General features: G+C 54.0%; 14 protein-coding genes and 1 pseudogene. 9 read left to right on the plus strand and 6 right to left on the minus strand.

Annotated elements, in window-relative coordinates; translation table 11 throughout:
• Positions 1–17: 17 nt before the first annotated feature.
• On the minus strand, positions 18–1,241 hold the full coding sequence (locus tag CYQ09_RS00605) for an AAA family ATPase (protein WP_162617508.1): 1,224 nt from the start codon (positions 1,239–1,241) through the stop codon (positions 18–20).
• A 169-nt stretch (positions 1,242–1,410) separates the two neighbouring features.
• Here CYQ09_RS00605 and CYQ09_RS00615 point away from each other — a divergent pair.
• A pseudogene (locus tag CYQ09_RS00615) lies at positions 1,411–1,620 on the plus strand (IS3 family transposase); the annotation flags it as partial.
• Positions 1,621–2,741: 1,121 nt separating this feature from the next.
• Here the strand turns inward: CYQ09_RS00615 and CYQ09_RS18590 are convergent.
• The 3 genes from CYQ09_RS18590 to CYQ09_RS00635 all read right to left on the minus strand — a co-directional run bounded on the left by CYQ09_RS18590 (position 2,742) and on the right by CYQ09_RS00635 (position 5,490).
• Positions 2,742–3,107, minus strand: a complete 366-nt coding sequence (locus CYQ09_RS18590) for a uracil-DNA glycosylase family protein (RefSeq protein ID WP_106743475.1) — start codon at positions 3,105–3,107, stop codon at positions 2,742–2,744.
• A gap of 333 nt (positions 3,108–3,440) precedes the next feature.
• Positions 3,441–4,631, minus strand: coding sequence for an alpha/beta hydrolase (locus CYQ09_RS00630; protein ID WP_106743476.1), 1,191 nt, complete (start codon positions 4,629–4,631; stop codon positions 3,441–3,443).
• A 79-nt stretch (positions 4,632–4,710) separates the two neighbouring features.
• Complete coding sequence (locus CYQ09_RS00635) at positions 4,711–5,490, minus strand: MipA/OmpV family protein (protein WP_106743477.1); 780 nt, start codon at positions 5,488–5,490, stop codon at positions 4,711–4,713.
• 157 nt (positions 5,491–5,647) lie between these two features.
• Here CYQ09_RS00635 and CYQ09_RS00640 point away from each other — a divergent pair, with 157 nt between their 5' ends.
• Positions 5,648–6,172, plus strand: a complete 525-nt coding sequence (locus CYQ09_RS00640) for a helix-turn-helix transcriptional regulator (RefSeq protein ID WP_106743478.1) — start codon at positions 5,648–5,650, stop codon at positions 6,170–6,172.
• 52 nt (positions 6,173–6,224) lie between these two features.
• Here the strand turns inward: CYQ09_RS00640 and CYQ09_RS00645 are convergent, their stop codons facing one another.
• A complete protein-coding gene (locus CYQ09_RS00645; RefSeq protein ID WP_106743479.1) occupies positions 6,225–7,910 on the minus strand; it encodes a vWA domain-containing protein in 1,686 nt (561 codons plus the stop codon).
• Between the two features lie 241 nt (positions 7,911–8,151).
• Positions 8,152–8,760 carry a hypothetical protein gene (locus CYQ09_RS00650; protein ID WP_162617509.1) on the minus strand — a complete coding sequence of 203 codons (609 nt, stop codon included), beginning with the start codon at positions 8,758–8,760 and terminating at the stop codon, positions 8,152–8,154.
• 337 nt (positions 8,761–9,097) lie between these two features.
• Between CYQ09_RS00650 and sctJ the strand changes: the two genes are divergently transcribed.
• From sctJ to CYQ09_RS00685, 7 genes are read left to right on the plus strand one after another with little or no spacing between them, the layout of a single operon-like run.
• Positions 9,098–9,883 carry a type III secretion system inner membrane ring lipoprotein SctJ gene (gene sctJ / locus CYQ09_RS00655; protein ID WP_162617510.1) on the plus strand — a complete coding sequence of 262 codons (786 nt, stop codon included), beginning with the start codon at positions 9,098–9,100 and terminating at the stop codon, positions 9,881–9,883.
• On the plus strand, positions 9,880–10,509 hold the full coding sequence (locus CYQ09_RS00660) for a hypothetical protein (RefSeq protein WP_106743482.1): 630 nt from the start codon (positions 9,880–9,882) through the stop codon (positions 10,507–10,509). Before sctJ ends, CYQ09_RS00660 begins: the two co-directional genes overlap by 4 nt.
• A complete protein-coding gene (locus CYQ09_RS00665) occupies positions 10,506–11,186 on the plus strand; it encodes a FliH/SctL family protein (protein ID WP_106743483.1) in 681 nt (226 codons plus the stop codon). The genes CYQ09_RS00660 and CYQ09_RS00665 overlap by 4 nt, the downstream gene beginning before the upstream one ends.
• Positions 11,183–12,532 (plus strand): FliI/YscN family ATPase, encoded by a 1,350-nt coding sequence (locus CYQ09_RS00670; RefSeq protein ID WP_162617511.1) that lies wholly within the window; start codon positions 11,183–11,185, stop codon positions 12,530–12,532. The genes CYQ09_RS00665 and CYQ09_RS00670 overlap by 4 nt, the downstream gene beginning before the upstream one ends.
• Positions 12,529–13,050 (plus strand): hypothetical protein, encoded by a 522-nt coding sequence (locus CYQ09_RS00675; RefSeq protein ID WP_106743485.1) that lies wholly within the window; start codon positions 12,529–12,531, stop codon positions 13,048–13,050. Before CYQ09_RS00670 ends, CYQ09_RS00675 begins: the two co-directional genes overlap by 4 nt.
• Positions 13,047–14,228, plus strand: coding sequence for a FliM/FliN family flagellar motor switch protein (locus CYQ09_RS00680; protein WP_106743486.1), 1,182 nt, complete (start codon positions 13,047–13,049; stop codon positions 14,226–14,228). The genes CYQ09_RS00675 and CYQ09_RS00680 overlap by 4 nt, the downstream gene beginning before the upstream one ends.
• Positions 14,225–14,866, plus strand: a complete 642-nt coding sequence (locus CYQ09_RS00685; RefSeq protein WP_106743487.1) for an EscR/YscR/HrcR family type III secretion system export apparatus protein — start codon at positions 14,225–14,227, stop codon at positions 14,864–14,866. The genes CYQ09_RS00680 and CYQ09_RS00685 overlap by 4 nt, the downstream gene beginning before the upstream one ends.
• Positions 14,867–14,880 lie beyond the last annotated feature (14 nt).

The following is a 14,880-nucleotide window of genomic DNA, read 5'->3' on the forward strand; positions in this document are numbered from 1 at the left end:
GTGCCACTACCCAATGATTACGTGGAACCATGCTCGCAGAGGCGCGCTACAGCTGGCATCGGGGCTGAGAGTTCATCCAACGCTGCGCACCAGAAGCTCCGTCGGATGTCGACGCCACTACGGTCGAATGCCTCTCGAACCTTTGAATCGAAGAGATCATTCAGAGACTTTCCGTTAGGGCGTAGAAAATCAACCGCATCTGACAACGACATTGCTCCGGCCAGCGCACTTGTTTGAACACGAGGAATACAACGCGAGAGATCATGAAAATCGCTGATCGCAGTCTCGCTTCCTTCCAAACCATGGAGCGCGATCATTGCCCTTGTTTCACTAAGAGAAAACGCGGGGCATAGGACTTCTTTGGTCTCCTCAGGCAGGTTCATTTTTGATAGCCTAGAGGTGCGGCATGTGATTAGAATTCGGACGTTGGAGGGAAGATCTGTGAAAGCAACTAACTGATCCACAAAGCACCTTTGTGGCGGAGTTTGTGTAGCTGCGTGAGTCACGATGTTGTCGGCCGCGTCGATAATAATCACCAACAAGGAACCTGGGTTCTCTCGACCAAAAATCTCAGACGCGGTTTCCAGCTTTTGGCGGAACGGTGGAGCCATGTCCTCCCGTTCACTGTACGGGAAGAACAGCGGTGTATTGGTCGACCTTGCAAGCTCGTTGGATAATTGCGTGAATCCCTGCCAGGAACTATGTCTTGGCCTTGACGGGTCACGATAGCTGCCTGCACCGTAGCAGTCGTAAACTATGGTTCTCGAGCCAATCGGCAAGGCAGTCTCTAGACTTCTAGCCGTGGTTGTTTTCCCACAACCTCCTTTCCCATGCAGAACAACCAGTGGATGCTTTTGAACCTCACTGGCAAGAGTTTCCGTAGTAGATCGTGGGATCGCCTCTGAAAGGGGCTCGAGCTCTGGTTCGCAAGGAAACAGTCCTTGCCCTCTTCCAAGGTTGAACCAACTCAACACCGTATCGCGTTTGACGGTTCTGTTCCCTTCCGGTCCAAGTAACTCCTGAATGCGTACTCGCAGATTGTCCGCCATGTCTTTGACTGGGCTCAAAACGAGTTCGGAGATTTCCTTCGTATTCTGCTCACGGAGCTCTGCTCTGGCGCTTTCACCGCCTTCAAGTACCAGCACCTTACAAAATTGGATTAGTTGGTTTTTTCCGAGACCAGTTGCACGCTTTAGCGAGTTGTAATCGTCTCCTTGCAACTTGCAACTTGCAACTTGCAACTTGCTGCCTTGAATATTGGACCTGTCGCGGTTTGATGCCGCTCCTTTGATAGCATTTACTGCAGCAAAGGAGACTGACTATGGGACTGAAACGGACGGACGAATTCCGCCAGGACGCGGTGCGCATCGCATTGACCAGTGGGCTAACACGTAAGCAGGTGGCTGATGATCTTGGCGTTGGAATTGCTATGATAATGCTGCCGTCGAGACGTTCTTCAAAACCATCAAAGCAGAATTGATCTGGCGGCATCCTTGGGAGACAAGACGGAAAGCTGAGATGGCAATCTTTGAATACATCAATGGCTTCTACAATCCACGCCGCCGCCACTCAGCACTGGGCTGGAAAAGCCCTGTCGCATTCGAACGGAAGGTGGCCTAAACGAGCACTTGGGGCGGCACGAAAGCGCGACAGGTCCATATACTACCTTGCAGCTTTTTTGCTATTGGCTGGTTCGTTACCAGTTTGATGCTCAGCGATGCCTCCACTTGACGAGGTTTCCGCCCCTTAATCGCGCCCTTGAACGCGTCCGCAAGCCTTCGCGCAACGGAGTTGTTGCCTGTCTTCTTTGTTGATGTGCAAAAACGAGCTAGTGTCCAACTTTTGTTCTGGCCAGTCACCGAGTACTTCAGCTGAATGAATTCAACGCGAGAGTTCTCGGGCTTCTCGTTATTGTCGAAGTATAATGCGCAGTCCACTCCGTCCCAATTGGTACTATTATTGGTTTCTGCGGCGTCCCTGACACCCTCGACAGTTAATTCAGTAAGACCTGTAGCTGGGTCTAGCAATTTCAAGGCATTTCCGAGCGCCCAGGCTTCATGAAATTCATCTCCCGCGTTGGATGCGGGTGCACCAAGTACGTCTAACGGTCTGCTCAATATTAGGTCTTTCCGATGCTGAAAATAACTTTGGTGAAGAATCCCCTTTGACATTCCCACCGTTAGCTCTTCGAAACAAGGTGTTAGCGAGACTGATCTACCGCGAATAGCAGAAATGATGGGCTGCAACGCAAAACCCAAACACTGCGCCTCTGGTCGGCTTAGCGTCGCTTGACCAAATCCGATAGAAGTCATATCAACAACTTGGCCTTCACGCAGGCCGGTGTGCCCGCCATGCAAAGCTAAGCAGCGTATTCAGCTTTGAATTGAAACACTGCGCAAGTTGCGTGGGATGATTAGCAGCGGGCACCTAGTCAGATCCTATTGGAGATGACACATGACAAACTATCAGATGAAAAAAATTAGAACTTTGGGAAAGCGGTATGCGCGAGCGACTGCAATGGCACACACTGACGCTTTGACCATCCTGGCCATGGAGTTTGGCTTCGCTCACTGGAAATCTCTTACCGATGAGGTGAAAGAAGATTGGCAGCCGAGTGAAGAAGCGCTCGCTCAGGTCGAAGAATTCGTGCGCGAAGCAGGTGCCATACCGGATGCAAGAAATGACGCCTCGCACTTCCACGAACCAGAACCGGAAAACGGAGAGCTTTGCGGTCATCAATTTCAGATTGGAAGCTCCCTCGGGGATGTCTTCGTCTCGGGGAACGGATGGGAATTACGCATTCCAGAAGCTCCCTTCAAAGCACCTATTGTTGAAATTGATGAACGCCACGCAGAAACCAGCCCAGTCAAATATCCAAGCTTTGTGGCCAAGCTTATTGAGATCGCACAAGGGCGCAGTAACCAACTTCTCAAACGGTTCCCCGAAGGGTCATCGAACGGAATTCCTTTTTGGTGAGTGATCCGCCCCGGTGCCTGTCCGACGATCAAAAGGCGAGCCGTCGCGCTGATCTGCAAGATGGGACGCGGTCCAAGGGGCAGGTCTTTGCAAACCGTGCAAGCCTTTACTTCGTCCAACAATGTGTTCACGGCGCGATCGTCCTTTATAGTTGGCCTTAGATAAAACGGCCGCGATCAGTATGTGGCCTGATCTGGTATCGATAGAGCCTTGGGACCGATAGAACAGACAGGTCAGGCACCACGTAGTACCAGAAATCCAAGCTAAAAAAACCGGTACAATTGTCTTGGCAACAACGGCAATGCCGATAGGGCGAAATGCAGGTTGTCGTGACGGGGCACGCATAGCACCCAATTTATGATCTGTCGGGTTGGTTGTGCAGCGCCATGCGTCGTGGCGTGTGACCGGCCAAAGCGGACTGACGAGACCTTCCAATCATTGGAAGGTCTCGTTGTTTTGTGGGATTAATCTCTTAGGTTGCTGATGATCCATGCCGACACAATGGCTTCGCGTTGGTTATGGGGCGGGCAATGGCCTGGAAGGTGAAACACAACCGACTCTGCGTTTTCCGCTTGGTCCAGCAAACGTGACATGTCATCTAAAGACGCGACCGGGTCATCATGTGTGTTGATTGCCAAAAGGGGCGTCGTGATTTTATCCCCGTCGAACAGGCCCTGATTTTCCAAAGACAGAACCCGCACTGCGTCAGCCAGATCTTGATATGATGCGTCCAATTCAAGACCGACACGGATTTTCACGCCGTCAATCGTGTAACGCGGGAAATTTTCATATGCTTCTGGAGGGGCAAGAAAGGCTTGGTGAAGGGGGCCGCAGGTATAGATAACGCCAGCTAGATCCAGTTCGGGCTTGTCGAGAAACAAACGTGCAGCGGCGTTGCCGCCGAAACTGACACCTTGCAAGAAAACGTTGTTGGATTGCAGGTTTGGCTGCGTTTTCGCCCAAGCCGCAGCAGCTGCGTGCAGTTTATCTGTCTGACCGTCACGAACGTCATACGCGATGCTGTCGCCCATTCCTGGCGTGTCGAGTGTCAGAAAGGCGATGCCTTTTGGCTGTAAGTGTGTTTCGTAATAATTCAGGGCTGTCACTTTTGACATGTCAGACCCATTTGACATGACAAGCACGGGAAAGGGGCCTTCGCCCTCTGGTAGGTGTAAGAACGCTTGAAAGCTTTGATTTTCATGCGCGATGTCGACAACTTCAAAATCGCTCGCGACGGTTGATGCGGCCTGAACGTAAGCTGCGTTCGCGCTTTGTAATGCTGCGACACTGTTGGGATCGTTCGTATGGGGTGCTGAAGCGGTGTGGTAATAGATCGCCGCTGCCTTGTGGTTGCCTGCCGCCATGGCCGCATCACCAGCAAGAGTAAATTCGTAAATCCAATTGCCGGGGCCGTATGCGATCTGAGTATCTGGCTGATCCGGATCGACCCGCGGCCCATCGCTATCGGCAACACGTTCGAGAATTTCGTAGACAGTCGTTTCGTCAGCGCCAAAATAGGTCCACATTTCTGGTTCAATTGGATGATACCATTGGCCTTCTTCGATTGCCCGGAACTTTGTTCCATCTACAGTTTGTGCAAAACCTGCTGTGCAAAATGTCGACGCACAGAGAAGAAAAGATACGTACTTCATCATGATTAATGACCTTTCAGTTTGAGTTGTGAGTTCGGTTTTGGAGTGAATAGGGCGCGTTCAACGCCGGTCTATTCCCAGATTAAAAGCTGTAGCGCAGTCCAACTTCGATCGACTTTGTCGTGTCGTTTCCGACCTGACTGACAAGCGGGCTGTCGGCGATTTTTGACCCGTACTGCTCTATGGACATTGCGGAATAGACTGTAGCGTTGTCAGTGATCAGGTAATCAATTCCGGCGCTGAGAGTTGTGCTCTTGTATCCGCCGTCGGTCGTGTAGGGTGCCAGCCCGCTGGCCAAAGAGACAGCATTTGAAATACCCACTTCGGTATTCATGTGTTCTGCATCCGCAAAGCTTAACGCCAACGAGGTGTTAAAGCTGAGCCGGTCAGTCACATCATGGTCGTATTGTGCACCCAAAAAGCCGACAAGACCTTTTCCTTTGCCCAACAGGTCCTGTTGGAAGCCGACGCCCACGCCGATGGGCCCGACTTCGTGCAAATACATTGCCTGAATTTCCCACGTGTCTTCGATTGCGTCGAAAGGTTCTAAAATCGTATCGTCATCACTGTCGCGGCCCGGTTCATATTCCAAAGATGCTGTGATCGCGGAACCGTCGTTGATCCGATACCGGACACCTAGGCCGCCAAATGCCAAGATCCATTGTAGGTGTGCTGACGCAGTGTATTGTGCCACCGCGCCATATGATAATGCGGTGACGTTACTGTCCGAGCCGACATAGGTCGGTTCAGATTCAGCACCGACTGACAGCGTATAAGACCACCCAAGCTCTTGTGCGGCTGCGCTGTGGGACATGACGCACAGACAAAGCAGGGTACATGAAGGTAAAATGATGTGTCGCATATGTAAGACCTATGTTGTTTACATCTGGTCTTGGACGCGATCTGGCTTATCATTTCATCGGGCCTATGACGGAAGTTTTCCATATTCGATGGTCATCCGGCAAATGACATATGTCCTTTATGGGGTAACGAAATATCCTATCCACAAGGAGATTTAGATGTTTCAACACCACGAACGCCCCGCAATCATTGGGGCTATTTGTATTCTGGTCGTTATGGCCGGGCTAGATATCTTGGACGATGCGCGCCAAGGCGAAAGCCTTAGTATGTTGATCTGGGATGTCGTGCTGGTCGGGGCTGTTACCGCGCTTTTGACCTATATTTTCATTTTTCAGCCCTACGCCTCTTATTTGAGGACGCGCAAGTTAGAGAACGAGGCGGTTGAGCAAACGGCTGAACTGACGACTCTTGCACGCCAAGCCCGCAAACAGCTCGAGGGACTGGGGGTCTACATCAGCGCACAATTCGACATTTGGAAATTAACGCCTGCCGAAAGCGAGGTTGCGCTTTTGTTGTTAAAGGGGCTTTCAATGAAAGAAATTGCAAACGTCCGCGGAATTTCGGAACGCACTGCGCGGCAGCAAGCAACGACAGTTTACGGCAAGGCCAATTTGGATGGGCGTACTGGTTTATCGGCCTTCTTTTTGGAAGATCTACTGCTGCCCGTTTCGCCAGCTGAGTAACAGTTGCAGCCGAAAGATAAGCACTGAAGGCTTAAGGTGCCGCCCTTTACTCTCAATCGGTCACTGTCAGCGGCCGGCTTGCAATCGCTGTTTCGCCTTGTCCCAGAAAATACCTCAACTCGTAACGACCGGGTATTTCTGGTGCGGTGACGGTCAGCGGGTTGCCTTCGTGGGTATAGCTCCAGCTTCCTGAAAGGGGTCCTGCATCATCCAACGTACCAATCGCGACGAAATCATATTGGTAGCCCGGCCCATCCCAATTTACAGTCAGCGGTTGGCCTGATCTGATAGTGTCCGCCGCATCAAGGCTGGCCGAGACCGGGGTCAGGCTAATCGTGCTGGCAAGCAAAACGGTTTCATCCTGACCGGCGTGATATCTGATTTCATATTCACCCGGTTCACTAGGCATTAACAAATGCGCAGGGTTGCCTTCGTGAAGGTAAACAAAGTTCACGTAACTTTCTTCTCCGACTGGGCCGACAGCAAGGTAATCACCTTCGTTCTCTGGTCCAATCCAGGGTAAATTAAGCGTTTCACCGGCGTGCGCAGTTGCGGGGCTATCAACGTGAATGTCGGCGGCGGCTATCGTGATGGATGTTGCAAAAACGACCCTATCGTTTTGTCCCTCGTGATATCTGATTTCGTAAATGCCCGGTTCAATCGGCATCACCAATGGCACGGGGTTACCCTCGTAGAGATAGGAAAAATTGACGTAAGTTTCGTCCTCTGCTGGGCCGACGGCAAGGTAATCGCCTTCGTTTGCTGGACCTGACCATGGCAAGCGCAGCGTTTCACCCGCAAGCGCTGTGGCGGGTGCTTTGATCATCGCATCGGCAGGCGTCACTGCAATCAATTGAACCGCTGCAATGTCACTGTTCGGGCCGTAGACATAACGGATTTCATATGTTCCCGGATCGGCAGGCATACGCAATTGCGCGGGTTGATCCGCCTCGACATACACAAAATTTACAAAACTTTCTGCTTCTGGCTGGGCAACGGTCAAACTATCGCCCTCTGCGGCTGGTCCTTCCCACATCACTTCAATGGTGCTGCCGGCAACAGCGGTGCTTGGCGCGGCAATGCTGGCTTCAGGCGTCAGTGGGGTCTCAGGCAGGGTATCGGGTTCTGCGACAACAGTTGCGATAGCTTCGTTTAGCGCGGCCGCATCAGCGGCTCTTAGAAAGCGACCACCAGTGGCGTCGGCGATGCACTGCATCTGCGCTAATGCGTCGGGGTCATTTACGTCGAAACCGATTACATGCGTGGTAAAGTTTACGCCTGACTGATCAAGATGGCGCGCCGCAGCACAGGGATCTGGATGACAGGTTTCCACGCCATCGGACACCAGAATGACGGTTGCAGTCCGGCTGGTATAGTCGAGCGCATCCGCTGCGGCGATCACTGCGTCGGTCATTGGCGTTTTGCCAAGTGGGCTGATGCTGTTTACCGCTGTTCGAATATCCTCTGCTGTGCCGGTTGCGGGGGCAACGATCGTTTCGATATCGGTGCAACTGCCTTTTTGGCGGTGCCCATAGAGCGTGAGCCCAAGCTGCTCATCCTGTGGGAAATCGTCTAAAATTGTGCCAACAGCCTGCTGGGCAATGGTGATCTTGGCAGTGCCATCAATCTGCCCCCACATTGACCCAGAGCCATCAAGGATCAGAACGGTGCCCACGTTGTCCTGAGCTATAGCAGCGGTCGATATCGTCGCTGCCAACACAAAAGCTAAAGAGCGCATCAAAATCCCCCGGAAGTCTAATGTCTCTTTTCGTAGTTAGCCGAGGGACGGTTTGTAAATAGATGACTTAGCCGTCGCCGCGTTTCAGCGGAAATAGACCGACGTATGATAGCCATAAGGCAATCCGTACTAGGTTCTTGTAGAACCAAAATGGATGGTTTCGCGAAAGCAACGCCACATCGTTTTGCGAAGATAGCGGAGCAGCAGATCACAGGCGGTCACAATAGTATCGCCGTCAGATCTATGGAACTTTTAGATTTGCTTTCAGCGCAAGCGCATAGTGGCTTCTGTCGCAAAATCCGTGCCATTGTCCGGCCTCAATCGGCAAAAAGGACCAATCGCCTTCTTCGGACAAATCGGCGGGTTTGCGTTGCACCAACCGCGACAGCGCGAGCCCGCGCCGCGCGAGCGTTGCAGAGGCTTCTGGCATCGCAAGGCCCGCCATTGTGACACTGCGCATGATTGAAATCCCCATGCCAGCGTGGGCAGCCGTCGTGATTTCACGCAAGCCCCGATGCCGAGACAAAAGAACAACATGCCGATCCGCATGTGTCATCTTTCCTTTCACAGCGCAGAGCATATCTCGTGTTTCGCGACCCGCATCGGAAAACCAACGAAAAACCACCGGCTCTAGATGGCCCTGATGTTCGGTGGTGGCTGGTAACCCGACAAGATTTTGCGCGATCTGAATGGCAGGTAAAAAGCGGTCGCGCGAAATAGCCAAAATATCGCTTAGCTTTGATAGGTTGTGTGACCCATCCCTGACAACATGTTCACTGTCGACCAAATACCGCTGGTAAGAGGCCGTTACAGAACCGGATATCGCGGCAATCGGATCAGACCGCGACATAGGAACAATCCATGCCATATTGGCTTTGGTATGATGCAAAAATTGACTGCATTTTAAATTTATAACTCACTAATTAAGGGCGAATTGTCCCCGACACCTGCTTTTCGGGGAAAACTATACACAATTGCTACTGGTATGCACGTATTGTTGCTGGGGTTTGCCCCGCTCTTGGGAACAGGTCCCGCATTTGGAAGGCCGATATAAGCAGGGGCGCTACGTAGCCGCGCAGGCTCTACGCAAAATTTTACGTATGTGATCCAGCCTTAGGCCGGGGCCGTCTGCGGCATAGATAAGGCAGCGCAGCCGCGCACCCACCAGTTCCGAGGCGACGATGCCCATGCTTAGACGCTTATTTGATATCTCACAGGCTGTTCGTATGGCCGCACTATTGGCGCTTACGCTGCTGGTCAGTGGGTGTAAGGAACCGCTGTATTCCAATCTGGACGAAAACCAAGCAAACGAGATGATCGCGATCCTTCAGGCTGCGCATATCGCTGCTGGTCGTGAAGGCGATGGCGATGGGCAATATGTGGTAAAGGTGCTGCCCGATGACGTAGGGATCGCTGTGACCCTGCTGCGTGCACGTGGTTATCCGCGCCGGACATTCACGACCTTGGGCGATGTGTTTCCAGACGAAGGTATCGTTGGCACCCCGTTCGAGGAACGTGCCCGGTTTATGTATGCCCTAAACGAAGAACTGGCCCATACCATTTCCGATATTGCAGGTGTGCGTCAGGCGCGTGTGCAGGTGATCATCCCGCCATCGCCAAGGTTTGGTGAACAGACGGCACTATCGACGGCGGCAGTTGCTGTTTATTACGAAGCCGGGGTGGAACTGACGCCGCTGGTGCCTACGATCAAATCACTAGTTGCCCATTCGGTGCCGAACTTGCGTTACGACGACGTAGAGGTCGCGCTGCTGATGGCGGGTGGCACGCAAATGGAAGCGGTGCCTGCTGTGACGCCAGATACGCTTGTTGCGGTGAAACCTGCGCAAGCGACGATGCTACCAATACAGGTTTCGTGGCGGGTGATGGCGTCTATCGGTGTTTTGCTTGCCCTGTCGTTGACGGCCATGTTTGTTTACTGGTCTGGCGTCTGGCGCGCGGTATTCCGCAAATGACGGCGGCCGCACAAATTCTGGAACTTGCGCAAGAACATCGCGCGGGAACCAGCGGCAGCATTTCACATGTCGCCCTTGGCACGATTACGGATCCACGCCTGCGAAATGCGATGATCGCGAACCCCCGGCTGGGCGGCCAACTGCGTGCGCGGCTTGAAAAGGGTGGGGCGCTTGCTTTGCCCGATCAGCTTGTTGAGTTTGATGGTGACGCTGCGCTGTGCCAACTTTTATCAGGTGATTTAGATACCACCCGTCAGGGGCTAGGGCTTGCTTGGTTCGCCAATGTCTTGTCGCCTGCATTGATGCGCGGTGATCCCTTGCCGATCAACGTATCGCGCGTGACTATTCGCTGGGCGTTGACCTTGCGCGCATTTGCACCGGCACTTTCGCAAACGGGCAGGGACCTTCCCGACACGGATGATGTGATGCGCGCCGGCAGGCTGTGTCTGGCTGCGTGGTGCGGTGCATTGTCCGATGTGCCCGCCATGATCGCGCTCGAACTTGGCGCGATGGATCATACTGACATGCGCGAAGCCGCCGCCGAAAGCACAGACATCCGGGCGCGCCGGCGACAGCTAACTAACCGCTGGCTTGATGCGGTGAGACAGGCAGAGGTTCCGGCATGACAGCGCAACGGATCACAAAAGCAGACCTTTCGCGGCGTATTTCTCTAGATGCAGCGCGCAAAGGTGCCCTGCGCAGCGCAGATGAAATTCTTGACCGCGCGCGTGCGCAAGCGGCGCAGATCACGAGTGCAGCCGAGGCCGCAAGTGAACAGCAGCGCGCGGCGCTGGGTCAGTTGTCAGATGCACAGCTTGCACATTTTATTGACCGGACCCGGATCGAAGGCACCGCCCACGCGATGCTGCAAATCATGTCCGAGGCAACCCGGCTGACCGAACGGTTTGACGTCATTGGTCCGTGGGTTGGTGATATGGTTGATACCGCGCTACGTCGGATTTTGGGAACATATGAAGCCCAAGATTTGCATCGACAGATCGTCGCGCAAGCCTTGGCCGAGGGGCGCGCGGATTGGCATGTCACCATCCGCGTTGCGCCGCAGGATGCCGCCGCGCTGCGCGCTGCTTTGCACGACAAGGCAGGTCAAATTCGTTCAGATTTTGCCGGATTACGTGAAATTGTCGCTGATCCCAAATTGCAAAAGGGTAGCTGTCTGTTGGTGTCCGACCACGGCGCCGTCGATATTTCGCTTGAAACCCAAGTATCTGCACTGGTTCAGCAAATTCGGCATCATGATGCGCGGCCTATGTCATCAGACGACGAAACAGGTGGTCCATTTTGACGCTTCATAGCCCGATCCGCGCCGAAGACGCGCCTGACGACACAGCGACCTGCGAAAGGTTGCGCGGGTTGCTTGAACAAGCGACATCGCGCCCTGTGCTTGGATGGGTGCGCGCAATCAGTGGGGGCGTAGTGCATGCCGCACTGGCCGAGGCACCGATTGGCGCAATCTGTCGTATTGGCGTTGGCGCAGACGCTGTAACCGCCGAAGTGATCGGTGCCGCCGATGATACCGCAATTCTAAGCCCCTTTGGGGGGACTGCCGGGCTTTCGACTGGGATGATTGTGCGGATCGTAAACAGATGTTTGCGCGTCCCAGTCGGTGACGCGCTTTTGGGTCGTGTCATGGATGGCATGGGGCAACCGATTGATAAACGAGGTCCCGTCGCTGCGACCGCGCTACACCCGATCCGTGCCGCAGCCCCTGATCCGCTGTCGCGTCCGTTAATCGATACGCAGCTGGTAACGGGATTACGTGCCATTGATGCGTTTACGCCTATCGGTCGCGGGCAGCGGCTTGGTATCTTTGGGCCGCCGGGTGCCGGGAAATCGGGGCTGCTGTCGGCGCTTGCGGCTGGCTGTGATGCAGATGTGATTGTAATCGCTTTGGTCGGGGAACGTGGTCGCGAGGTGCGCGAATTCATAGAGATCGCGCTGCCGCCTGATAAACGACACCGTGCTGTCGTTGTCGCTGCAACATCGGATCGTCCTCCGCTTGAACGTGTTGCCTGTGTTCACACCGCCACCGCCATTGCCGAAGATTTTCGGGCACGGGGTAAATCGGTTTTGCTTTTGGTGGATAGCCTGACCCGAGTGGCACGTGCGCTTCGTGAAATTGGGCTTGCGTCCGGGGAACCACCGACGCGGCGTGGTTATCCGGCGTCCGTCTATGCGGCTTTGCCAGAAATCATTGAACGCGCCGGGGCGAGCGCCACTGGCAGTATCACCGCGCTTTATACTGTTCTTGTCGAAGGGACCGGCGAAGGCGATCCAATCGCCGAAGAGGTGCGGTCGCTGACCGACGGGCACATCACGCTAAGTGCCGAGATTGCGTCGCGCGGCCGGTATCCTGCAGTTGATGTTTTGGCCAGTCTTAGCCGATTGGCGCCTGCGATCGCGGACCCCGCCGATCAAGATGCCGCCCGTCAAGCACGCGGTTTACTGACAAAGTACAACGAAATCGCGTTGTTGCTGCAGGTTGGTGAATACGTCGAAGGCGTTGATGCTATCGCCGACCACGCCATTCGGGCGCAAGCGAACATAGATCGCTTTATGGCGCAAGATTTATCCGAAGAATACAGTGCGCTGGCCCGGACACGCGCCTTGTTACAAGAGGCGCTTCAATGACGGATCTGATGCAATTGGGCCGTTTGCGGCAGCTTCGTACGAATACGGCCAAACGGCTAGAGGCGGCTGTGATCGTTGCGCGTTCAGCCGTGGTAACGGCTGATGCCGTCAGTCACCGCGCGGCACAAGACCTTTTGGATTGGCGCGATGGGCGTCAGGCGCGGTTGGTCAAGAACCTTGCAGAGGCCGGAAATCACCGTGATGCACATAAGCAAATTTCGGTGGTGTATGCCGCCCGTGCGACAGAGCAAGCAAACGAAGCGCGCTTGTATCGGGCCGATGTCGCGGCGCAGAATGCTATGGTCCAAGCGCGCGATGACCGCGATGTTTTGATCCAGCAGCATAGCCAGGCAGTGCGCAAAACAGAAATTCTTGAACAGTTGTTGCGGGTAATGCAACGCCGTGAAGACCAACGCCAAGAACTGCTGGAAGAGGACGATCTGCCACTACGGCCCTTGGGCAAAGCTATCACGCCCCAGGTCAGAGTACCGCTGTCACCAACGGGGGTAGTTGTATGACGTTTCAGCGTAAACTTGATGGGCCGCGCACGGATGTTAGCCCACGCCGGATTGGCCCTGCGGCGCTTGCTACGCGGGTGATGACGGCTAGTCAGGCGAAACTGCAAAATCAGTTTGCAGCACGCGATATGAACTTGCGGGTGCAGGACCCTTTGCTTGGCACGTTGATCGTCGAAAAGGCCGATTCCAAAAATGCGCCACCACCTGCCGCCGAGACAATCATGCTGGACTGTAACGGTGTTCCGTTCAATCTGTCTTTGACGCGACCTATGCTGGGTGGGCTATTGGACAACGCGGGTTTTGGGCCGGAATTCCCCGCATTACAGCAAGATACGAACCTTGCAGCGCTCGTGGCAGAACACCTTTTGTCGGCGCTGCTAGGGGATGTTGAACAACAAACGGGTCTGAACGTTACGCTATGCGATATCGTATTTGGGCCGACCGACGCGCGCGCCACGGCGACCCGACAGGCGTATCAGGTCACATGTGATCTTTGGCAGGATCCCGTGCAGGCAGAGCTTTGGTCTGATGATCCGGCGGCTGGCACTGTGTTTGAAAAATTGACTGCACAGTTGCCAGTTCAAATGGGTTTGTCGTTGGCGTCTCGGGCTGCGCGCGGCACGCCTGTTCTCGTATCTGTACGTGCCGCCAGTCAAACGCTGTCGATGAATGACCTTGCCGCTTTGCGGATTGGTGACGGGGTGTTGTGTGGGCGGGACTTTAGCGCGCAAACTGGGCTGACACTGGTCATTGCGAATTCCCTTGCCGGACCATGCGTTGCGGATGCCACAGGCGGAAGGCTGACGATGGCCGGCCCGCTAAGCCCCCTGAATGAGACAATGGAGATAACAATGAAACCACATGATGGTGATATTGCCGGGATCGGCGACCTTCCGGTGACGTTGACGCTTGAGCTAGACCGGATGGAAATTGCGTTCAATGAATTGGCAGACATGCACAAAGGTAGCGTGGTCACGTTTTCGAACAGTGACAGTCTGGTGCGTCTGGCGGCAAATGGCCGGCCCTTTGCAACGGGCCATCTGGTGGCGTTGCAAGAGGACGACGGCACAGTGCGCCATGCCATACAGATCGAAACATTCGCCGCGACGCATGACGCAGACATCAACGATACACCACAGCAAAGCAACGCTGAACCCGAAGCCAGTTTCGCGGAATGAACGAACTGGCTTCACCGCTGATTATTGGATTTGTTGGCAGCTTCTTTTTGTTGGCGATGCTCACACTGACCGCGTTTATTAAGCTATCGGTCGTGTTCATGATTTTGCGCAACGCGCTGGGGCTTCAACAAGTGCCGTCGAATATGATCGTCATGGCGGTATCGCTGTTTTTGTCCATTTTCATATCACTACCGGTTATTTCAGCCTCTCTCGCGGCGCTTTCCGAAGTCGACATGACAGATTTGACGCCGGATCAGATTTACGAAATTGCCAAGATCGGTATCGCCCCGTTTCAGGCCTTTCTGACCGCCAATATTGATCCCGTGCAAATCGACATCTTTGTCGAAATTGCAAACCGGGTTTGGGAAGGCTCTGGGATGACGGGGACACGGGATGATTTCATCATTCAAGTTCCTGCTTTTATGCTGTCTGAACTGACCCGCGCGTTTGAAATTGGGTTCATGATTTACCTACCGTTCGTCGCAATTGATCTGGCCGTCACGGGCATTTTGATGGCGCTTGGTATGCAGATGGTACAGCCCAACATCATATCTGTTCCGTTCAAGCTGTTGGTTTTTGTCACGCTGAACGGCTGGCTGTCCCTCGTGGAAAGCCTGCTTACCAGTTACACAGTTTAAGGAAGGCGCCTGCA

The sequence above is a fragment of the Yoonia maritima genome (assembly GCF_002933395.1).
In the GTDB taxonomy this organism is placed as follows: domain Bacteria; phylum Pseudomonadota; class Alphaproteobacteria; order Rhodobacterales; family Rhodobacteraceae; genus Yoonia; species Yoonia maritima_A.